At 73.0% G+C, this 20,454-nt stretch carries 17 protein-coding genes and 1 other RNA gene; 5 read left to right on the top strand and 13 right to left on the bottom strand.

Translation table 11 applies throughout. From position 1 onward, the window contains the following. Nucleotides 1–125: 125 nt before the first annotated feature. Complete coding sequence (locus EKG83_RS01200) at nucleotides 126–716, bottom strand: TetR/AcrR family transcriptional regulator (protein WP_211269183.1); 591 nt, start codon at nucleotides 714–716, stop codon at nucleotides 126–128. A 74-nt stretch (nucleotides 717–790) separates the two neighbouring features. Between EKG83_RS01200 and EKG83_RS01195 the strand changes: the two genes are divergently transcribed. After that, the gene (locus EKG83_RS01195) at nucleotides 791–1,354 is read left to right on the top strand and encodes a TIGR03086 family metal-binding protein (protein WP_033433442.1); all 564 of its coding nucleotides are present in this window, start codon (nucleotides 791–793) and stop codon (nucleotides 1,352–1,354) included. Between the two features lie 43 nt (nucleotides 1,355–1,397). Here EKG83_RS01195 and EKG83_RS01190 read toward each other — a convergent pair whose 3' ends face one another. The 6 genes from EKG83_RS01190 to EKG83_RS01165 all read right to left on the bottom strand — a co-directional run bounded on the left by EKG83_RS01190 (nucleotide 1,398) and on the right by EKG83_RS01165 (nucleotide 7,665). Continuing rightward, the gene (locus tag EKG83_RS01190; protein ID WP_033433441.1) at nucleotides 1,398–1,727 is read right to left on the bottom strand and encodes a DUF6204 family protein; all 330 of its coding nucleotides are present in this window, start codon (nucleotides 1,725–1,727) and stop codon (nucleotides 1,398–1,400) included. A 113-nt stretch (nucleotides 1,728–1,840) separates the two neighbouring features. After that, nucleotides 1,841–2,983: an ABC transporter ATP-binding protein gene (locus EKG83_RS01185; protein WP_051766475.1), complete on the bottom strand. Its 1,143-nt coding sequence runs from the start codon at nucleotides 2,981–2,983 to the stop codon at nucleotides 1,841–1,843. Then, a complete protein-coding gene (locus tag EKG83_RS01180; RefSeq protein ID WP_033433440.1) occupies nucleotides 2,980–3,978 on the bottom strand; it encodes an ABC transporter ATP-binding protein in 999 nt (332 codons plus the stop codon). Before EKG83_RS01180 ends, EKG83_RS01185 begins: the two co-directional genes overlap by 4 nt. Nucleotides 3,979–3,984: 6 nt before the next feature. Then, complete coding sequence (locus EKG83_RS01175) at nucleotides 3,985–4,911, bottom strand: ABC transporter permease (protein WP_033433439.1); 927 nt, start codon at nucleotides 4,909–4,911, stop codon at nucleotides 3,985–3,987. Beyond that, a complete protein-coding gene (locus tag EKG83_RS01170; RefSeq protein ID WP_033433438.1) occupies nucleotides 4,908–5,912 on the bottom strand; it encodes an ABC transporter permease in 1,005 nt (334 codons plus the stop codon). Before EKG83_RS01170 ends, EKG83_RS01175 begins: the two co-directional genes overlap by 4 nt. Before the next feature lie 73 nt (nucleotides 5,913–5,985). Continuing rightward, a complete protein-coding gene (locus tag EKG83_RS01165; RefSeq protein ID WP_051766474.1) occupies nucleotides 5,986–7,665 on the bottom strand; it encodes an ABC transporter substrate-binding protein in 1,680 nt (559 codons plus the stop codon). A gap of 231 nt (nucleotides 7,666–7,896) precedes the next feature. Between EKG83_RS01165 and EKG83_RS01160 the strand changes: the two genes are divergently transcribed. After that, nucleotides 7,897–11,151, top strand: a complete 3,255-nt coding sequence (locus EKG83_RS01160; protein ID WP_033433437.1) for an AfsR/SARP family transcriptional regulator — start codon at nucleotides 7,897–7,899, stop codon at nucleotides 11,149–11,151. A 187-nt stretch (nucleotides 11,152–11,338) separates the two neighbouring features. Here the strand turns inward: EKG83_RS01160 and EKG83_RS01155 are convergent, their stop codons facing one another. The 5 genes from EKG83_RS01155 to ffs form a co-directional block, all read right to left on the bottom strand. Continuing rightward, nucleotides 11,339–11,839 (bottom strand): uridine kinase family protein, encoded by a 501-nt coding sequence (locus EKG83_RS01155; protein WP_033433436.1) that lies wholly within the window; start codon nucleotides 11,837–11,839, stop codon nucleotides 11,339–11,341. Continuing rightward, entirely contained in the window at nucleotides 11,836–12,429 is a 594-nt protein-coding gene (gene recR / locus EKG83_RS01150) for a recombination mediator RecR (RefSeq protein WP_033433435.1), read from the bottom strand. Before recR ends, EKG83_RS01155 begins: the two co-directional genes overlap by 4 nt. Next, on the bottom strand, nucleotides 12,429–12,776 hold the full coding sequence (locus EKG83_RS01145; RefSeq protein ID WP_033433434.1) for a YbaB/EbfC family nucleoid-associated protein: 348 nt from the start codon (nucleotides 12,774–12,776) through the stop codon (nucleotides 12,429–12,431). The genes recR and EKG83_RS01145 overlap by 1 nt, the downstream gene beginning before the upstream one ends. Nucleotides 12,777–12,829: 53 nt before the next feature. Next, nucleotides 12,830–14,947, bottom strand: coding sequence for a DNA polymerase III subunit gamma and tau (locus tag EKG83_RS01140; protein WP_033433433.1), 2,118 nt, complete (start codon nucleotides 14,945–14,947; stop codon nucleotides 12,830–12,832). A gap of 65 nt (nucleotides 14,948–15,012) precedes the next feature. Then, nucleotides 15,013–15,107, bottom strand: an RNA gene (ffs, locus tag EKG83_RS01135) — signal recognition particle sRNA small type. A gap of 89 nt (nucleotides 15,108–15,196) precedes the next feature. Here ffs and EKG83_RS01130 point away from each other — a divergent pair. Together EKG83_RS01130 and EKG83_RS01125 are read left to right on the top strand one after the other, a co-directional pair. Further along, nucleotides 15,197–15,493 carry a hypothetical protein gene (locus EKG83_RS01130; RefSeq protein ID WP_051766473.1) on the top strand — a complete coding sequence of 99 codons (297 nt, stop codon included), beginning with the start codon at nucleotides 15,197–15,199 and terminating at the stop codon, nucleotides 15,491–15,493. Then, entirely contained in the window at nucleotides 15,487–15,756 is a 270-nt protein-coding gene (locus tag EKG83_RS01125; RefSeq protein ID WP_033433432.1) for a hypothetical protein, read from the top strand. The genes EKG83_RS01130 and EKG83_RS01125 overlap by 7 nt, the downstream gene beginning before the upstream one ends. Before the next feature lie 5 nt (nucleotides 15,757–15,761). Here EKG83_RS01125 and EKG83_RS01120 read toward each other — a convergent pair whose 3' ends face one another. Beyond that, complete coding sequence (locus EKG83_RS01120) at nucleotides 15,762–16,694, bottom strand: iron-siderophore ABC transporter substrate-binding protein (protein WP_033433431.1); 933 nt, start codon at nucleotides 16,692–16,694, stop codon at nucleotides 15,762–15,764. A 177-nt stretch (nucleotides 16,695–16,871) separates the two neighbouring features. Here EKG83_RS01120 and EKG83_RS01115 point away from each other — a divergent pair, with 177 nt between their 5' ends. Next, nucleotides 16,872–20,447: a DUF4082 domain-containing protein gene (locus EKG83_RS01115; protein WP_051766472.1), complete on the top strand. Its 3,576-nt coding sequence runs from the start codon at nucleotides 16,872–16,874 to the stop codon at nucleotides 20,445–20,447. Nucleotides 20,448–20,454 lie beyond the last annotated feature (7 nt).

Here is a 20,454-nt window from a genome sequence, read left to right as displayed (position 1 = left end):
TCGCGGCGGAACCCGACCGGGTCCGCGCGGACTGCGGGCGGGGCGTCCTGGAGTCGCTGCTCAGCCGGCGGCGGTCCCGCGGTGGGGCGGCCCCCGGAACGACAGCGGTCCCGGGGCGGCCCGCCTCAGCGCCGGAAGTCCGCCAGCCGCCCCCGGACGGCCGCGCGCGCCCGGTCGTAGGCCCGCTGGTCGCCGTGCAGGACGGACTGGGCGTTGGCCAGCTCCAGGAACGCCACCAGCTCGAACGCCAGCTGACCCGGGTCGCCCACCCCGGGCACGTCCGCGGCGGTGTCCCTGACCAGGGCGTGCCACCGGGCGTCCAGCTCGACGAGCTGGTCGCGCACCCGGCCGGGCCGCGCGTCGAACTCGGCCTGCACCGCGTAGAAGAAGCACCCGCCGGGGAAGGTGCGCTCCTCCGAGTACGCCAGCCAGCCGTCCAGCAGCAGCGCCAGGCGCTCCAGGCCCGCCGGCGCGGCCATCGCCGGGTCGACGACCCGCGCCACGAAGATGGCCGCGGCCGCGCGCACGGTCGCCAGCTGCAGCTCCTCCTTGGAGCCGAAGTGGGCGAACACGCCGCTCTTGCTGACCTCCAGCTCGGTGGCCAGCCGCCCGATCGACAGGCCCTCCAGGCCCTCGACCGACGCGATGTCCGCGGCCCGCCGCAGGATCTGCCGCCGCGTCTGCTCGCCGCGCTCCACCCGTCCGTCGACCTTCACGCCCCACACGGTAACCCCCTTGACCGACGGCAAACTAATTGTACGATCGTTCGTACATTTAGAAGGGGGACCCGATGGACCTGCTGGACCTGAACCGCACCGCGCTCGACCTGAACCTGGCGCTCTGGGCCGACCTGGCGGAGGAGCACCTGGACCTCGCCACGCCGTGCGCCGGGTGGACCGTCTACGAACTCCTGCGCCACCAGGTGGAGGGGACGCTGGCCTTCGCCGCCGCCGCCCGCGGCACCTCGCCGGGCGAGCCCGCGAGCGACGACATGCGCGTCGCCTACCGGGCCGCCGCCGACGAGGCGACCAGGGCGTTCCGCGAGGAGGGCTTCCTCGACCGGCCGGCCGAGTTCCCGGGCTACGGCCCGCGCCGGGGCAAGGACCTGGTGGGCGCGCACTTCGTGGACAACCTGGTGCACGCCTGGGACCTGCGCCGGGCGCTGGGCCTGGACGGCACCCTGGACGCGGGCATGGCCGAGGCCGCCCACCGGATGGCGCTGCGCTACCCGAGCACGCCGGACGTGCGGGGGCCCGGCGCGGCGTTCGCGATGCCGGTGGACGTGCCGGCGGACGCCCCGATCACCGACCGGCTGGTGGGCCTGCTCGGCCGCTCGCCGAACTGGTCGGCGTGACCGCTGACCCGGGGGCGCCCGCACAGGGGGAGGCGCCCCCGGGTCAGCGCCTCGGCCGGCGGACCTTGATCAGGTCCACGTCGGTCACCGAGGCGCGCAGGTCGCGGAAGTCCACGCCGTAGCGCTCGACCGCCGCGGCGGCCAGGGCCAGGCCGCGGTCGCGCACCGCGCGCTCGTCCGGCCCGACCTCGGCCCGGAACTGGACGCGGAAGCTGAAGAAGTCCAGCGCCTTGTCGTAGGTCAGCGCGCCCTCGTCGGTGAAGCCGTTGGTGAGCGCGCCGTGCCGGTCGACCTCGGCCAGCAGCCGGGCCCGGCCGGCGTCGTCGAGGTCGGTGAACCGACCGCGCACCAGGACCCGGTAGGTGTGCTCCACGAACGCGCTCCCCTCGGAGAAGACCGGGCGCCATCGTGGGCGAGGCACCACGGCGGGGGCAACCGAAAAAAGGGGGGTGGGGGCGCCCGGGAGTCCGGGCGCCCCCTCACCGCCTACGGGTTGAGCACCTCGGTCACCGAGGACGGGCCGATCAGCGGGACGTCCGGCGAGACGCCGTCCTCCTCCACCAGGACCGGCTCCACCTCGTGCGGCCGGATCGCGCCCGAGCGGATGTCCTCCGCCCAGTGGCACGCCACCCGGTGCCCGGGCAGCACCTCCCGCAGCGCGGGCCGCTCCGTGTCGCACCTGGTGGCCTGGCGCCACGGGCACCGGGTGTGGAACCGGCAGCCGGTCGGCGGGTTGGCCGGCGACGGCAGGTCGCCGGTCAGCAGGATGCGCTCCCGGCGGTCCTCCACCAGCGGGTCGGGCACCGGGATCGCCGACAGCAGGGCCCTGGTGTACGGGTGCAGCGGCTCGGCGTACAGGCCGTCCGAGGTCGCCTCCTCCACCAGCCCGCCCAGGTACATCACGCCGACCCGGTCGGAGATGTGCCGCACCACGGCGAGGTCGTGCGCGATCACCAGGTAGGTCAGGCCGAAGGACTCCTGCAGCTCCTCCAGCAGGTTGACCACCTGCGCCTGCACCGACACGTCCAGCGCGGACACCGGCTCGTCGGCGATGATCAGGTCCGGCTCCACGGCCAGTGCCCGCGCGATGCCGATGCGCTGCCGCTGGCCGCCCGAGAACTCGTGCGGGTACTTGCGCAGCGAGGTCACCGGCAGGCCGACCGCGGACAGCAGCTCGCGCAGGCGCCTGCCGGTCGCCTCGCGGCCCTTGTCCAGCCCGTGCGCGCGCAGGCCCTCGACCAGGATCGACTCCACCGACTGCCGCGGGTCCAGGGACGACATGGGGTCCTGGAACACCATCTGCATCCGGCGGCGCATCCGCCGCAGCTGCTCGCCCTTGAGCTCGACCAGGTCCGTGCCGTCGAACACCACGCGGCCCGCGGTCGGCTCGACCAGGCGCAGCATGCCCCGCCCGAGGGTGGACTTGCCGCAGCCCGACTCCCCGACCAGCCCGTAGGTCTCGCCGCGCCGGATGCTCAGGTCCACCCCGTCCACGGCGTAGACGTGGCCGACCGTGCGGTCCACCACGAGCCCGCGCTTGATCGGGAAGTGGACCTTCAGCCCCTCGACCGACACCAGGGACCCGCCCGCGGGCGAGTCGGCGGTGGTCGGTTCGACAGCGGCGGTCATGCGGGCACCTCCTGTGCGGCGGGCGTACCCGGCAGCACCGGGTTGTGGCAGCGCAGCGCGCGCCGGTCCGCCGGGTCGAGCGCCGGGGTGACCTCGCGGCACACCGGCAGCGCGTTGGGGCAGCGCGGCGCGAACGCGCACCCGTGGTCCCACGGGATGTTGTCCGCGACCGAGCCCTTGATGGGCACCAGCTTCTCGCCGCGCGGCGCGTCGAGCCGCGGGATGGACGCGAGCAGGCCGTGGGTGTACGGGTGCCGCGGCTCGGCGAACAGCGTGTGCCGGTCGGCCTTCTCCACCACGCGGCCGGCGTAGAGCACGTTCACCTCGTCGCACAGGCCGGCCACCACGCCCAGGTCGTGCGTGATCATGATCAGCGCCGTGCCGGTGTCCCGGACCAGTTCCTTGAGCAGGGCCAGGATCTGCGCCTGGATGGTCACGTCCAGCGCCGTGGTCGGCTCGTCGGCGATGAGCAGCCGGGGCCGGCACGCCAGCGCGATCGCGATCAGCGCGCGCTGCCGCATCCCGCCGGAGAGCTGGTGCGGGTACTCCGACAGCCGCCGCCGCGGGTCGGGGATGCCGACCTTGTCCAGCAGCTCGGCCGCCTCCACCATGGCCCGCTTGCGCGGCATGTCCCGGTGCCGCTCCAGCACCTCGGTCACCTGCAACCCGATCGGGATCACCGGGTTGAGCGACGACAGCGGGTCCTGGAACACCATGCCCAGGTCGCGGCCGCGGCGGTCGCGCATCTCCCGGTTGCTCAGCGTGAGCAGGTCGGTGCCCTCGAACTTCACCGAACCGGTGACCCTGTTGCCGCGCGCGGGCAGCAGGCCCATGATCGCCAGCGACGTCACGGACTTGCCGCAGCCGGACTCGCCGACCAGCCCCACGGTCTGGCCGGGGTCGACGTCGAAGGAGACGCCGTCCACGGCGCTGAACGGCTCGGCGCCGCGGCGCTGGAACACCACGCGCAGATCACGCACTTCGAGCATCGCCACCGCGGCTCACCTCCTGTTCTTCGGGTCGAGGGCCTCGCGCAGCGACTCGCCGAGCAGCGTGAAGCCCAGCGCCACGATGATGATCGCGATGGCCGGGTAGAACGCCAGCTCGGGCCGGACGTCGATCCAGCGCTGCGAGTTGCCCAGCATCAGGCCCCACTCGGCGCGGCTCGGGTCCGGGTCGCCGAGGCCGAGGAACGACAGCGACGCCGCCTCGATGATCGCGGTGGCCAGGGTCAGCGTGGCCTGCACGATGACCGGGCCCAGCGAGTTGGGCAGCATGTGCCGGAGCACGATCGTGCCGCGCTTGACGCCCAGCGCCGTCGCCGCGACGACGTGGTCGCTGTGCCGCTGGGCGAGCATCGCGCCGCGCAGCAGCCGGGCGAAGATCGGCACGGTGGTCACCGCCACCGCGACGATGACCGTGGTCTGGCTGCCGCGGCTGGCCAGCGCGGCGATCGAGATGGCCAGCAGCAGGCTCGGGATGGACAGCATGATGTCGGTGAACCGCATCAGCCAGCTGTCCACCCAGCCGCCGAACGCGCCGGCCAGGCCGCCGATGAGCATGCCCAGCACCAGCCCGATCAGGGTGGCGCCCACGCCGACGATCAGCGACTGCTGCGAGCCGACGAGCAGCCGGCTGAAGAAGTCGCGGCCCAGCTCGTCGCTGCCCAGCAGGAACCCGGGCGTCGGCCCGGGGATGTGGTCGGCGCGGAGGTTGTCCACCAGCTCCGGGTACCGCAGGTAGGGGTCCTTCGGCGCGATGAACGGCGCGACCACCGACAGCACCACGAACAGCACCACGATCACCGCGCCGATGATCGCCACGGGGCTGCGGGCCATGCGCTTGAGCGCGTCGGCCGCGAGGCTCGTGCCGGCCGTCTCCGCCAGGTCGTCGACCCGCCGCTTCTTCCGGTTCAGCAGTGAGGTCATGAGGTCCGCACCCTCGGGTCGATGATCGCGTAGGAGATGTCGACCAGCAGGTTGACCACCACGTACACCACCGCCGCGAGCAGCAGCAGGGCCTGGAGGCGCGGGTAGTCGCGGCGTTCGATGCCCTGCGCCAGCAGCGAGCCGAGGCCGCCCCACACGAACACCCGCTCGGTGAGCACGGCGCCGCCGAGCAGCAGGCCGGTCTGGAGGCCGATGGTGGTGGACACGGGCAGCATCGCGTTGCGCAGCACGTGCCTGCGCCGCACGACCGCCCCCTGGAGGCCCTTGGCGTTGGCGGTGCGGACGAAGTCCTCGTTGAGGACGTCGAGCACGGACGCCCGGGTGATCCGCACGATGACCGCGAGCGGGATCGTGCCCAGCGCCATCGCCGGGAGCACCAGGTGCCACAGCGCGTCGATCGAGGCATCCCACTCCTGGGTGAGGATGCCGTCCAGCACGGCGAAGTTCGTGACGTGCGTCGGGTCGATCGTGACGTCCTGCCTGCCCGACGGGGGGAACAGCGCGAGGTCCTGGGCGAACAGCTGCTTGAGCAGGATGCCGAGGAAGAACACCGGGACGGCGACGCCGACCAGCGTGCCGATCACGGTGGTGTTGTCGAGGAAGCGGCCGCGGTGGCTCGCGGCGAGGTAGCCGAGCGGGATGCCGAGCACCACGGCGAACAGCAGCGCCGCGAGGGACAGCTCGACGGTCGCGGGCAGCGCCCGGCCGATCTCCGCCAGCACCGGCTCGCCGCTGACCAGCGAGCTGCCGAAGTCACCGGTGAGCACGCGGCCGAGGAACTTGAAGTACTGGATGAACACGGGCTGGTCGAGCCCCAGCAACCGGTTGAGGTCCGCGATCTTCTCCGGGGTGGCCTTGTCGCCCAGCAGCGCGCCGGCGGGTCCGCCGGGTAGTGAGCGCAGCCAGGTGAACACCAGCAGGGAGAGGATCAGCAACGTCGGGATCGCCTGGAGCAGGCGACGGACTATGAATCGCAGCATGGTGGAAACCCCTTGGACGGCGAAGTGGTGGCGCTCGGGTCACGAGCGCCACCACCCGCCGAACCAGTCGGATCTAGCCCTTGCTCACCGTGTCGAAGCGCTCGTCGGTGAGCGGGCTCGGCACCAGGCCGGAGATCTTGCTGCTCACCACGATCGCCGGCGGCGAGTGGGACACGGGCACCGCGGGCAGGTACTTGCTCATGATGTCGCGGTTGACCTGCTTGTAGGCGTCGGCGTGGGCGGTCTGGTCGACCACCGCGTCGGCCGCGGCGAGGGCGTCGAACAGGCCCTGGTCGGTGAAGCCGAACTCCTTCTTCTCCCGGCCGAAGAACGTGCCCACGAAGTTGCCGGCGTCGTTGTAGTCACCGGTCCAGCCGAGCAGGTGCAGGTCGTGCTTGCCGAGCTTCTGCACGTCGTCCTTGTAGCCGCCGTTCCACGGGCGCGACACCAGCTCGACGGTGATGCCCGCGGCCTTGAGGTCGTCGGCGATGACGGCCGCCAGCTCGGTCGGGTTCGGCATGTACGGCCGGGAGACCTCGGTCGGCACGTAGAACTTCAGCGACAGGTTGCTCGCGCCGGCCTGCGCCAGCAGCTCCTTGGCTTTGGCCAGGTCGTACGGGTACTGCTGCACGTCGTCGGCGTAGCCGGAGACGGTCTTGGGCAGGAACTGCGTGGCCACCTCGGCGCCGGCGGGGAGCTTGGTCTTGACCAGCTGCTCGCGGTTGACGGCGTAGGCGATGGCCTGGCGCACCCGCACGTCCTTCAGCGCCGGCGTGTTGGCCTCGTTGATGCCCAGGTAGAGGATGTTGAACGCCGGGCGCGGGGTGACGTTGAAGCCGTCGCCCTTGAGCGAGTTGTAGTCCGCCGGGCTCGGGAAGTCGTAGCCGTCGATCGTGCCGGCCTTGAGCTCCTGCTTGCGGGCGTTCTCGTCCGGGATGATCTTGAAGATCAGCTTGTCGAGCTTGGCCTTCTCGCCCCAGTAGTCCTCGTTGCGGACCAGGGTGATGGTCTTGTTGGCCCGGTCGAACTTCTCCAGCTTGAACGCGCCGGTGCCGGTCGGGTGCTCGGTCGCGTAGGCCGGGTAGCTGAACGAGTCGCCGGACTGCTGCACGTTGTCCGCGTCGTACTGCTTGAGCGCCGTCGGGCTGGAGATGGAGAACGAGGTCAGGCCGAAGGCGGCCGGGAACGCGCCCTTGTACTTCGTCAGGTTGAGGACGGCGGTGCTCTCGTCCTTCGCCTCGCAGGACTGGTAGAGCGGCTCACCGGCGGCGTCGCCCTCGTTGGCGGCGAAGCCCCCGAACACGTCGCCGTAGTAGATCATCTGGCTCTGGGCGGCGGCGCCCTTCATGTTGAACCAGCGGTCGAAGTTGTAGCAGACGGCCTCGGCGTTGAACGGGCTGCCGTCGTGGAATTTCACGTTTTTCCGCAGTGTGAACGTCCACGACTTGCCGTCGGCGCTCGGTTCCCACTTCTCGGCCAGGCCGGGCGCGAGGTCCGCGGTGCCGCGTTTGTAGGTGATGAGCGTGTCGAACATCTGGCGGATCGGGCGGAAGCTCTCACCGTCGTCGTTGAAGATCGGGTCGAAGTTCTTCGGCTCGCCCGCGGCGCCGAAGACCATCGTGCCGCCGGTCTGACCGGACCCGGAATCCTGCCCCCGCTCGGATTGAGCGCAGGCGGACAGGGCGAGCGCCGCGACGCCGGTCAGGCCGATCGCGGTCGCCCAACGGCGGCGGGCCGTTCGGGAATGAGCCATCAAAGCACCCCTTGGAGAAATCCGGGATCTCACGGTGTGGTCAGGGACCCTAACCCGTGCGCACAACCCTTCTGACGTAACACAGGTCACGATCCGGCCACGTGGACCCGCATTCTCATACATTCGGTGGGCGTGCGCTGACCCAACGCGACCACGGCCGATCGGGCAAACGCTCTCCTACGCTGTACAACGGACAACAGAAACCCGCAGGCGCGCGGAGGGAGGTCGCCGGTGAGCCCAGTGGTCGAGTTCCGCGTCCTCGGACCGCTGCAGGTGCTGGTCGACGGCGAGCAGGTGGTGGTCCGGGCGGGGCGGCAGCGCTCGCTGCTGGTGTCGCTGCTCCTGCGCGCCGGGGCCGGGGTCTCGGTCGACGAGCTCGCCGAGCAGATCTGGGGCGCCGAACCACCCGCGCGGGCCCGCGGCACCCTCCAGACCTACGTGATGAGGCTTCGGCAGGTGCTCGGTCCCGCGGTGCCGATCCGCACCGTGCCCGACGGCTACCTGATCGACGTGGACGAGCGCACGATCGACCTGATGCGCTTCGAGCAGCTGGTCGAGCAGGGCGAGCGCGAGCGGGCCGCGGGCAGGCTGGAGTCCGCGTCGGCGATCTTCACCGCCGCCCTGGCGCTGTGGCGGGGCCCGGCGATGGTGGACGTGCCGTCGGAGGTGCTGCACCGCGACGAGGTGCCGCGGCTGGGCGAGCGCAAGCTGCACGCCCAGGAGCGCCGGTTCGAGGTGGACCTGGAGCTGGGCAGGCACGCCGAGCTGGTGCCCGAGCTGTACCGGCTGACCGGCGAGCACCCGCTGCGCGAGCGGCTGTGGTCGCTGCTGATGGTCGCGCTGTACCGGTCGGGGCGGCAGGCCGACGCGCTGACCGCCTACCGCCGGGTCAGCGGGCTGCTGGCCGAGGAGCTGGGCATCGACCCCGGCGACGAGCTGCGGCGGGTGCACCAGCAGGTGCTGGGCGGGTCGCCGGCGCTGGAGCACGGGCAGGCGGCCCCCGCCGCGCGCGACCGGGTGGTGCCCTCCCAGCTGCCCGCCGACATCGGCGACTTCGTGGGCCGCGAGCAGGCCGTGCAGCTGATCGAGGCGCTGCTGCGCACCGCGCAGGGCGTGCCGGTGGTCACGCTGGCCGGGCCGCCGGGCGTGGGCAAGACGGCGCTGGCCGTGCACGCGGCGCACAAGCTGCGGCACTTCTTCCCCGACGGCCAGCTGTACGTGAACCTGCGCGGGTACGCGTCCGGGCCGCCGCTGAGCGCGGTCGACGTGCTGCCGCGGTTCCTGCGGGCCCAGGGCGTGCCGCCCGAGCAGGTGCCGCTGGACCAGGACGAGCAGGAGGCGATGTTCCGGTCCCAGCTGACCGACCAGCAGGTGCTGCTGGTGCTCGACAACGCGGCCAACGCCGAGCAGATCCGGCCGCTGCTGCCCGGCTCGCCCGGCTGCGCGGTGCTGGTGACCAGCCGCGACACCCTGCGCGGGCTGGCGGTGAGCCACGCCGCGTCGAACGTGCGGCTCGACGTGCTGGACCGGTCCGAGACGCGGGCGCTGCTGGCCGGGATGCTCGGCGAGGACGTGGTGGCCGCGCAGGCCGAGGCCGCCGAGGAGCTGGCCGACCTGTGCGCGCACCTGCCGCTGGCGCTGCGGATCGCGGCGGCCAACCTGCTGTCCCGGCCGGAGATCACCATCGCCTCGTACGTGGAGGAGCTGCGGGCGGGCAACCGGCTGGCCGCGCTGGCCGTGGAGGGCGACGAGCGGGCCGCCGTGCACGCGGCGTTCGACCTGTCCTACACGGCGCTGAAACCGGAGCTGGCGGCGCTGTTCCGGCTGCTCAGCCTGGCGCCGGGCGACATCACCCCGGACGTGGCGGCGGCCCTGGGCGGGCTGACCGCGCAGGACGCCCGGCGGCGGCTCGACCGGCTGGCCACCGCGAACCTGGTCGACAACCACGCGCCCGGCCGCTACCAGTTCCACGACCTGCTGCGCGACTACGCGGCCGAGCGGCTGGCGTTCGAGGACGACCCGGCCGAGCGCGACCAGGCCGTGCGGCGGCTGCTGGACTGGTCGATCCGGTCGGTGGACAACGCGACGGACGCGTTCAAGAGCACCCTGCTGCGGCTGCCCCGCGCCGGGGTCGTCACGGGCGTCACGCCGCGGCTGTTCGCCACCTCGGCCGAGGCGCTGGCCTGGCTCGACGCCGAGCGGGCCAACCTGGTGGCGCTGGTCGTGCACGCGGCCGACCGCTACCCCGACCAGGACGTGTGGCAGCTGGCCGACGCGCTGCGGCGCTACTTCTACCCGACCGGGCTGCCGGTGGAGTGGCTGGCCACGGCCAGGGCCGGGCTGGCGGTGGCGCAGGCGACGCAGGACGCGGTCGGCGAGGTGGCGATGCTCTCGTCGCTGGGCACCCTGTACTGGGCGATCAGCCAGCACCGGGTGGCCGTGGACCACTTCCGCCGGGCCATCCCGATCCAGCAGCGCACCGGCGCCGCGCCCGCGGTGGAGGCGGCGGTGCTGGCGAACCTCGGCGCGGTCTACATCGAGGTCGGCGAGCTGGAGCTGGCGGCCGACCACCTGGAGCGGGCGCTGGTGATCACCCGGTCCATCGGGGCGCTCCAGCAGGAGGGCATCGCGCAGCTCAACCTCGGCGGCGTCTACATGCAGCTGGGGCAGCTCGACCGGGCGGTGTCCTCGTTCGAGGGCGCCCTGGACGTCGGCAACCGGCTCGGCGCGTGGATGACGCAGGCCGACAGCCACCGGGCGCTGGCCGAGGCGCACCTGTTCCTGGGCGAGCCCGAGCGGGCGGCGCGGCTCTACGAGCGGTGCGGCGAGCTGTACGAGCGGGCGGGCGCGCGGCGGTTCGCGCACTTCTCGCACGAGGGCCTGGCGCTGGGGCACCTGATGCGGGGCCGGTTCGCCGAGGCGGCGGTCGAGGCGGAGCGGGCGCTGGCCATCGCGGAGGGCGTGGACAACCGCAAGGGGGTGTGCGACGGCAAGAACGCCCTGGGCGAGGCGCTGTGCGGGCTGGGCAGGCTGGACGAGGCGGTGGAGCGCAGCACCGACGCGCTGCGCATCGCCGAGGAGATCGGCTACCCGATGGGCATCTGCACGGCCCGCCGGGGCCTCGCGCTGGCGCACCGCGCGGCCGGGCGGCTGGACGAGGCGCGGTACTCGGCGCACCAGGCCCTGGACAGCGCCGTGCGGTACCGGCTGCGGTTGGCCGAGGTGGACGTGATGACCGTGCTGGGGCGGGTGCGGCTGGACCAGGGTGACTCGGCGCAGGCGCTGGACCTGGCGCTGCGGGCGCTGGAGCTGAGCCGGGCCACGGGGCAGCGGTTCGTGCGGGCGCGGGCGGCGCACCTGGCCGGTGACGCGCTGGCGGTGGCCGGTGACCGGGGTGGTGCGGTGCCCTACTGGCGGACGGCGTTGGAGGGGTTCGACCTGGTCGGCGCGCCCGAGGCCGGGTGCGTGCGCGAGCTGCTGGGGTAGCCGCCGCGCGGTGGTGCGGGCTGGGCGGGTCGCGCCTGGGCGGCGGGGTGCGGGCCGGCGGGATGCGGGCCGGCCCTGGGCAGGGCGGGCAGGGCGGCGCGGATCTGGGCAGCACGGATCTGGGCAGCACGGATCTGGGCGGCCGGGCGGGGCGGTGTGCGGGCGGGTGGGGTTCGCCCCAGCGGGTTCAGTCGACCAGGACCACCCGGTCGGCGCGCTCCCTCGTGCCGTCCACGGCGAACCAGCCGCGCTCGAACGCCTGCCAGCGCACCAGGTGGGCGCGGCTCGCCTCGCCGTCCCGGGCCACGGCCCTGGCCAGGCGCTCGGCCGGGTCCGGCAGCTCCACCCAGACCGCCTCGTCCAGGCGTGGCGCGAGGCAGCGCCGCGCCGCCGAGACGCCTTCGAGCACCAGCACGTCCGGCACCGGCACGGTGACCCGCTCGCCCAGCCTGGGCCAGCCCTCCGACCAGTCCATCCGCCGGTAGGAGCCGCCCTCGCCCCGCCACAGGGGCTCCAGGACCCCGTGCAGCAGGCGCGGCCACCAGGCGACCGGGTCGGTCCAGGTGGCGAAGTGGTCGGTCGGGACCACCACCACGGCCGCCCCGCCCGCGCCCAGCTCGCCGGCCAGCCGCGCCGCGTACGTCGTCTTGCCCGAGCCCGACGGGCCGTCGACCGCGACGAGCCTCACATGCTGCGCCGGCCGGACAGGGCCCGGCCGAGGGTCAGCTCGTCGGCGAACTCCAGGTCACCGCCCATCGGCAGGCCGGAGGCGAGCCGGGTGACGGTGAGGCCGGGGAAGTCGCGCAGCATCCGCACCAGGTAGGTGGCGGTGGCCTCGCCCTCGGTGTTGGGGTCGGTGGCGATGATGACCTCGTTGACGTCCGTGCCGATGCGGGTGAGCAGCTGCTTGATGCGCAGCTGGTCCGGCCCGACGCCCGACAGCGGGTCGAGCGCGCCGCCCAGGACGTGGTAGCGACCCTTGAACTCCCGGGTGCGCTCCACCGCGAGCACGTCCTTCGGCTCCTCCACCACGCAGATGAGCGTCACGTCGCGGCGCGGGTCGCGGCAGATGCGGCAGGTCGTCTCGGCCGAGACGTTGCCGCACACGTCGCAGAACACCACGCCGTCCTTGACCTTCTGCAAGGCGTCCTGGAGCCGGCCGATGTCGGCCGGGTCCGCGGCGAGCAGGTGGAAGGCGATGCGCTGCGCGCTCTTGGGACCGACGCCCGGCAGGCGGCCGAGTTCGTCGATCAGGTCCTGGACGGGCCCCTCGTACATCAGCCGAACAGCTTCCCGAGACCGCCGAGGTCGTCCATCCCGCCCATGCCGGCGGCCAGCGGGCCCATCTTCTGGGCCGCCAGTTCCTGGGCGGCCCGGTTGGCGTCGCGCACGGCGGCCACCACCAGGTCGGACAGGGTCTCCACGTCGTCGGGGTCGACCACCTTCGGGTCGATGTCCAGGCGCTTGAGCTCACCGCCGCCGGTCACGACGGCGGTCACCAGACCGCCGCCCGCGGTACCGGTCAGCTCGGACTCGGCCAGCTCCTGCTGGGTGGCCGCGAGCTTCTGCTGCATCTCCTGCGCCTGCTGGAGGATCTGCTGGATGTTGGGCCCACCGGGTTGCACCGCGGGTTCCTCTCTTCCGGGTTTGCCGCTGCTCACCAGCGTAGCCGCGTCGATCAGCCCTTCAACGGGCGAGCACCCAGCTCGTCTGCCAGGAGCTTGAGCACCACCGCCTCGGGGTCGAGGCCCTGTTCACCGTCCTCGTTCGGCCGGGCGGCCTCGGCCAGCATCTCCTCCTCGTCGACCGGTTCCGGCGGCAGGGGGTCGTCCGGCTCGGGCGGCTCCGGCGGCGGCGGGATGTCGTCGACGGGCGCCGGTCTGCCGGGCGGTGCCTGGCGGGTCGGCTCGGGCCGGCGCTGCTGGGCCTGGCTGGGCCGGGTCGGCGCGGGTCGCTGCTGCCGGGGTTGGGCCGGGCGGGTCGCGGCGGCGGCGGTCGCGGCGTCGCCGTGCACGCACCTGACCTGCCACGTACCGCCCAGGACCTGGGCGAACGCGCCGGCGATGGCGTCGGCGTTGCGCGCCTCGGCCAGCCGGCGGGCCAGCGGGGCGGACGGGTGGGCCAGGGTGACCGCGGTGCCGTCCACCTCGACCACGGTGGCGTTGGTGAGCATCGCCTCGGTGCTGCGGCTGGTGCCGCGGACCACGCCCAGCAGCTCCGACCAGCGCCTGCGCACCTCGGCCACGTCGATGCCGCCGCCGGCCGGTGCCGGGGCGGCCTGCTCGGCCTGCGGCTCGGGCTGCGGTGCGGCGGGTGCGGCGGGAGTGGGCGTGGCCGGGGCGGGCCACTCGGCGGGTTGGGCCTGCGGGACCGGGGGCTCCGGGGCGGGGCGCTCGGGCGGTGCGACCTGCGCGGCGGGGGCGGCCACGGCCTGCGCGGCCACGGGGGCGGCAGGAGCGGCCTGGGGCGCGGCCGGCGGCGCGGGCGGCTGGACCGCGGCGGGCTGTTCCGCGGCGGGCTGGGCGTCCGCGGGGCGCTGTGAAGGGCGCTGGAAGGTCCGACCGGCCGCGGCTCCCCCACCCGCGGCTCCGCCCGGGGCACCGGCGGCCACCCCGCCCCCGGCGGGCACACCGGCGGGCGGGCCGTGGCGTTCGAGCTGCTCGACCCGCTGCAGCAGCCCGGACTCGACGTCGCCCACCGAGGGCAGCAGCATCCGCGCGGCCACCAGCTCCAGCAGCAGCCGGGGCGCGGTGGAGCCGCGCATCTCGGTCAGGCCCTGGTGCAGCACCTCGGCCCACCGGGTGACCGTCGCCGGCCGGGTCGCCTCGCGCTGGGCCGCCATCTTGGCCAGCTCGTCGTCGGGCGCGTTGACCAGGCCGCGGTCGGCCGCGTCGGGCACGGCGTGCAGCAGCACCAGGTCGCGCAGCCGGTCGAGCAGGTCCGAGGCGAAGCGCCGCGGGTCGTGACCGGCCTCGACCAGCCGGTCGATGGTGCCGAACACGGCCGCGCCGTCGCCGTTGGACAGGCCGTCCACCACGTCGTCGATGAGCGCCACGTCGGTGACGCCGAGCAGCGCGACCGCCCGCTCGTAGCGCACGCCCTCGGGCCCGGCGCCGGACAGCAGCTGGTCCATCACCGACTGCGTGTCGCGCGCGGACCCGCCGCCCGCCCGGATGACCAGCGGGAACACCGAAGGTTCGACCCGCACGCCCTCGGCCGCGCAGTTGCGCTCCAGCAGCGCCCGCATGTCGCGCGGCGGGATCAGCCGGAAGGGGTAGTGGTGGGTGCGCGAGCGGATGGTGGGCAGCACCTTGTCCGGCTCGGTGGTGGCGAAGATGAAGATCAGGTGCTCGGGCGGCTCCTCCACGATCTTCAGCAGGGCGTTGAAGCCCTGCGTGGTGACCATGTGGGCCTCGTCGATGATGAACACCCGGTACCGCGACTCGGCCGGCGCGTAGAACGCCTTGTCGCGCAGCTCGCGGGCGTCGTCCACGCCGCCGTGGCTGGCCGCGTCCAGCTCCACCACGTCCACGCTGCCGGGCCCGTTGGGCGCCAGGCCGACGCACGAGTTGCACTCGCCGCACGGGTCGGGCGTCGGCCCGTTCACGCAGTTGAGCGAGCGGGCGAGGATGCGGGCGCTGGAGGTCTTGCCGCAGCCGCGCGGCCCGGAGAACAGGTACGCGTGGTTGACCCGGCCCGCGCCCAGGGCGGTGCGCAGCGGATCGGTGACGTGCTCCTGCCCGACCACCTCGCCGAAGGTGGCCGGTCGGTACTTGCGGTAGAGGGCGAGCGCCACGTCGGCGACCTTACCGGGAGGGTCCGACACCGCCGCCGGGCCTCGCACGTGAGGGGGCTGGAAAAGAAAGGGGACCCCGTGCACCCACCAGAGCCCGCTTATCCTTGCTGCCTTCCGGCCCTGGGGAGGTTCGCGAGATGTGTGCCGCACGAGGTCCGAAGCCAGTGTAGCCAACCGCCCTGGACGCCTCACACCGGGCACGGGAAACTCTTCACCGACAGCGTCAACACCCGGTGAAGGAGGAACGCCATGCGGGCCCTGACCCTCGCGTGCGCCACCCTGCTCCTCGCCGCCGGCACGGCGGCGGCCGACCCCGTACCGCCCAGACACGCCATCGTGGTCTGCCAGACGGCGAGCTTCTACGGCAACTACGACCACTCGTCCGGCCCGGCCGACTTCAAGCGCACCCTGACCTACGGCAACAAGATCGGCCACACGCCCGGCGCCCACCCGGTCTACAACGGCTGGGCGGCGAGCATGGACTTCGGCCCCAACGACTGGGGCTACCTCCGCGTCGAGTGCATCGGGGGTTACGACTCGTGGTGAAGATCCCGCTGATCACGGCGCTGGCGGCGGTCGCCCTGGTCGCGACCGCCGCACCCGCCCTGGCCGCGAACGGCACCGTCGGGGAGCGCGAGACCGTCTGCGCCACCGACCTGTACGTCCGCACCGCGCCCAACGACGGCCCGTGGATGGGCACGCTCTACCGGAACCAGACGTTCCTGGTCAAAGGCCCCAAGGTCGGCAACTACGTCTACGGCTTCGCCTACGGGCACGTCAACGCCCACGGCTGGGTCGCCGACGGCTGATTCTGCTAGAGCCCCAGGGCCTGGCCGAACAGCGGCACGGCGTGGTCGAGCGCGTACGCCGTGCCCAGGGACGAGCCGCTGGAGAAGGCGTTGACCAGGGCCTCGTCGTCCAGGACCAGCGCCTTGTGCGGCACCAGCGGGTTGGCCTTGAGCGCGGTCGCGTCGCCGCCGATCGGGAACAGCACGGTCAGGTCGGCGGCCAGCAGGTCCAGCCGCTCGGCCGAGATGTCGACGTAGAACGAGCCGGACGCCAGGGCCTCGACGTCCTGGCGCGGGGTGAAGCCGATGGCCTTCATGAAGTCGGTCCGGGAGTCGCCGGAGACGTACGCGCCGAACTTGCCGTCGAAGTAGGCGCCGACCACGGTGGTCTTGCCGTCGAACTTCTTGTTGGCGGCGAACTTCGCCTCCAGGTCGCCGATGATCCTCCTGCCCTCGTCCTCCTTGAACAGGGCCTTGGAGACCAGCTCGACCTGCTGCTCCCAGGTGGTGCCGTAGGGGATGACGTCCTTGGGCGCGCCGATGGTGGGCGCGATCCTGGACAGCGTCTCGTGCTTCTTCTCGTCGTTGTCCGACCTGGTGTTGAGGATGAGGTCGGGCTGGAGCGCGGCGACCGCCTCGTAGTCGATCTCGGTGGTGCCGAGCAGCTGCGGCGCCTGCCGGTACAGGCCCTCCGCCCACGGGCCGACGCCCTTGCCGCCGAACCCGAGCCAGTCGCTCGCGCCCACCGGCTGCACGCCCAGGGCCAGCGCGGCCTCGGCGTCGGACCAGCCCAGCGCGACCACGCGCGTGGGCGGCTTCTCGACGGTGACGGGGCCGAAGCGGGTGTCGACCGTCACCGCCCCCCGGGCGGCGCCCTGACTGCTTTCGGAACCACCGTCACCACTGCCGCAGGCGGCCAGCAGCAGTGCGGACAGGACGACCACGAGACCACGCTTCACCTTGCACCTCCTTAGGTGAGCCTAACCGAACCTATTGGACGCTGATGCATCACGTCGGCCGACCTGGACGAGTTAATCCATCAGAGTGCATTCCCGTGACTTTCCGTAACGAGACCGGATTGCCGTCCCACACACGGACAAGGGGAGCGATCGGATCGGCAGAACGGGGGAACTCACATGTCCACCAACGCGATCACCGCGGAGAACCGGAGACCCGGCAGCCCGCGGAGCGAGTGGGACCTCGACGGGCCCGCCTCGACCACCATCGAGGGCTTCACCACCAGCATGAGCGTCAACCGGGGCGAGCGCGTCGAGTTCAAGATCAACACCGACTCGCCCGACTACCGCGTCGACATCTACCGCCTCGGCTACTACGGCGGCCTGGGCGCGCGGAAGGTCGCCACGATCCAGTGCGACGGCCCGTCGGTGCAGCCCCCGCCGGGCGGCGACCCCGCCATCGGCCTGTACGACGCGGGCAACTGGGACGTCACCACCTCGTGGGACGTGCCCGCCGACGCGGTGTCCGGGGTCCACCTGGCGAAGCTGGTGCGGCAGGACGGCGTGGCGGGCGCGAGCCACGTCGTGTTCGTGGTGCGCGACGACGGCGTGGGCCACGACATCGTCTTCCAGACCTCCGACACCACCTGGCAGGCGTACAACGGCTGGGGCGGCGCGAACCTCTACGGCGGCAACGCCACGGCCAGCCCCGACGGCCGCGCCTACAAGGTCAGCTACAACCGGCCCTTCCGCACCCGCGACGGCGTCGGGCTCTGGGCCGGGCCGCAGGACTTCGTGCTCAGCGCCGAGCACGCGGCCATCAGGTGGCTGGAGCGCAACGGCTACGACGTGACCTACATCAGCGGCGTCGACACCGGGCCCGGCAACGCCGCCCTGACCGACCACCGCGTCTTCATGTCCACCGGCCACGACGAGTACTGGTCGGGCGACCAGCGCGCCCACGTCGAGGCCGCCCGCGACGCCGGCGTGCACCTGGTCTTCATCAGCGGCAACGAGGTCTACTGGAGGACCCGCTGGGAACCCGACCTCAACGGCACGCCCGCCCGCACCCTGGTGACCTACAAGGAGACCCGGGCCGGCGAGAAGACCGACCCCAGCCCGCAGTGGACCGGGACCTGGCGCGACACGCTGTTCTCCCCGCCGGCCGACGGCGGCCGGCCCGAGAACGCGCTCACCGGCACGATCTTCCAGGTCGACTCCCACCGCGCGGACGTCATCGAGGTGCCGCACGAGCGCTCCCGGCTGCGGTTCTGGCGCGACACCAAGGTCGCCACGACGGCACCCGGCGAGACCGCGAGCCTGAGCCCCGGCCTGCTCGGCTACGAGTGGGACGAGGCGCCCGACAACCGGTTCCGGCCGCCCGGCAGCGTCGCGGTCTCCGACACCACCGTGGACGTCCGCACCTACCTGGTGGACTACGGCACCGCGACCGGCCAGGCGACCGCCCGGCACCGGATGGTCCTGCACCGGGCGCCCAGCGGGGCGATCGTGTTCGGCGCGGGCACGGTCTTCTGGTCGTTCGGCCTGGACACCGAGCACGACACCACCAACAGCGGCCCGGTGCCGGACATCCCCGAGGACCAGGACGTGCAGCAGGCGATGGTCAACCTGTTCGCCGACATGGGGGTCCAGCCGGCCACGCTCCAGCCGGACCTCGTCCGCGCCACCGGGTCCACCGACACCACCGCGCCGGTCGCGGTCATCACCTCGCCGGCCGCCGGCGCGAGCTTCGTGCAGCAGGAGGAGGTGGTGATCAGCGGCACCGCGAGCGACGTCGGCGGTCAGGTCGGCGTCGTCGAGGTCTCCACCGACGGCGGCCGGACCTGGTGGGCCGCCGACGGCACCACCGACTGGACCTTCTCGTGGTGGCCGCGGTTACCCGGGTCCTACCGGGTCCTGGCCCGCGCGGTCGACGACAGCCTCAACGCCCAGTCGCCCGGCGCGGCCGTCCGGGTCACCGTCACGCCCGCCGCCTCGGTGAGCCTGTTCACCCCCGCCGACGTGCCGTTCGCCCTGCGCAGCAACGAGGCCAACGCGCTGGAGCTGGGCGTGAAGTTCACCGTGAACACGCCGGGCTCGGTGACCGGCCTGCGGTTCTACAAGAACCCGGCCGACACCGGCGCGCACGTCGGCCACCTGTGGACGGCCGGCGGCGTCCTGCTGGCCAAGGCCGACTACACCGACGAGACCGCGAGCGGCTGGCAGCAGGCGGAGTTCGACGAGCCGGTGGTGATCACGCCGGGCTCCACCTACATCGCCTCGTACCACACGGCGGGCTTCTACTCCGCCGACCGCAACTACTTCACCACCGCGCGGACCGGCGGCGCGGTGACCGCCCCCGCCGGCACCGCGACCAGCGGCAACGGCGTCTACGCCTACGGCGCCCCCGGCACCTTCCCCAACAGCACCTACCGGTCCAACAACTACTGGGTGGACGTCGTCTTCGAGCGCGCCGGCGGCGCGGGCGACCTGCCGCCCACCGCGACCAACGACAGCGGCTTCACCGCGCGCGCGGGTGCCCCGCTGGTGATCCCCGCCGAGGGGCTGCTGGCCAACGACACCGACCCCAACGGCTACCCGCTGTCGATCACCGGGGTGTCCGCCCCGGTCGGCGGCACCGTGACGTGGTCGGCCGCCACGCAGCGGGTGACGTTCACCCCGGCCGCCGGGTTCTCCGGGCAGGCGACGTTCCGCTACTCGGTCACCAACGGCCGGACCCCGCCCGTCCAGGCCACCGTGTCGGTGGTGGTGCCGCCCCAGGCGGTCACGCAGACCCTGTTCAAGCCCACCGACCACACGCCGGCGATCATCAACGCCGACGACCCCAACCCCGTGCAGGTCGGCACCAGGTTCCGCTGCGCGGTCGCCGGCGGCGTGGCCAGGGGCATCAGGTTCTACAAGGGACCGCTCAACACGGGCGCGCACGTGGCGCACCTGTGGACCGACACCGGCACCCTGCTCGCCACCGCGAACTTCACCGGCGAGACCACCAGCGGCTGGCAGCAGGCCGACTTCGCCACGCCCGTCGCGCTGAGCCCCGACGCGAACTACATCGCCTCGTACCACACCAACGGGCGGTACTCGGCCACCACCAACTTCTTCGCCGTCGAGTACCGGCGCAACGACCTGGTCGCGCCCGCCGACGGCGCCCCGGCGGGCAACGGCGTGTACGCCTACGGCGCCCCGGGCACGTTCCCCGACCGCGCGTACCGGTCCACGAACTACTGGGTGGACGTGGTCGTGGAGACGCCGCCGCCGGTGGTGCACGGCCTGTTCGCCGACGACGAGGCCCCGACCACGCCGGTGGTCGTCGACGCCCGCCCGCTCCAGGTGGGGGTGAGGTTCCGGGCGGCGGCGCCGAACGCCGCGGCGACCGGCATCAGGTTCTACAAGGGGCAGGGCAACACCGGCGCGCACGTGGCGCACCTGTGGACCGACACCGGCACCCTGCTGGCCACCGCGAACTTCACCGGCGAGACCACGGGCGGCTGGCAGCAGGCGGACTTCGCCACGCCCGTCGCGCTGAGCCCCGACGTGACCTACATCGCCTCGTACCACACCGACGGGCGGTACTCGGCGACCCCGAACTTCTTCACCGCCGACCGCGTGCGCGGCCCGCTGATCGCCCCGGCGGACGGGAACGGGGTGTTCGCCTACGGCCTGGCCGGCAGCTTCCCGAACTCGTCGTTCAACGCGACGAACTACTGGGTGGACGTCGTGGTCCGGACCGGCTGACCCCGAC

The sequence above is a fragment of the Saccharothrix syringae genome (assembly GCF_009498035.1).
In the GTDB taxonomy this organism is placed as follows: Bacteria; Actinomycetota; Actinomycetes; order Mycobacteriales; family Pseudonocardiaceae; genus Actinosynnema; species Actinosynnema syringae.
Note: the sequence above shows the minus strand (reverse complement) of the source record. Positions and strands in the feature narration are given on the sequence as shown.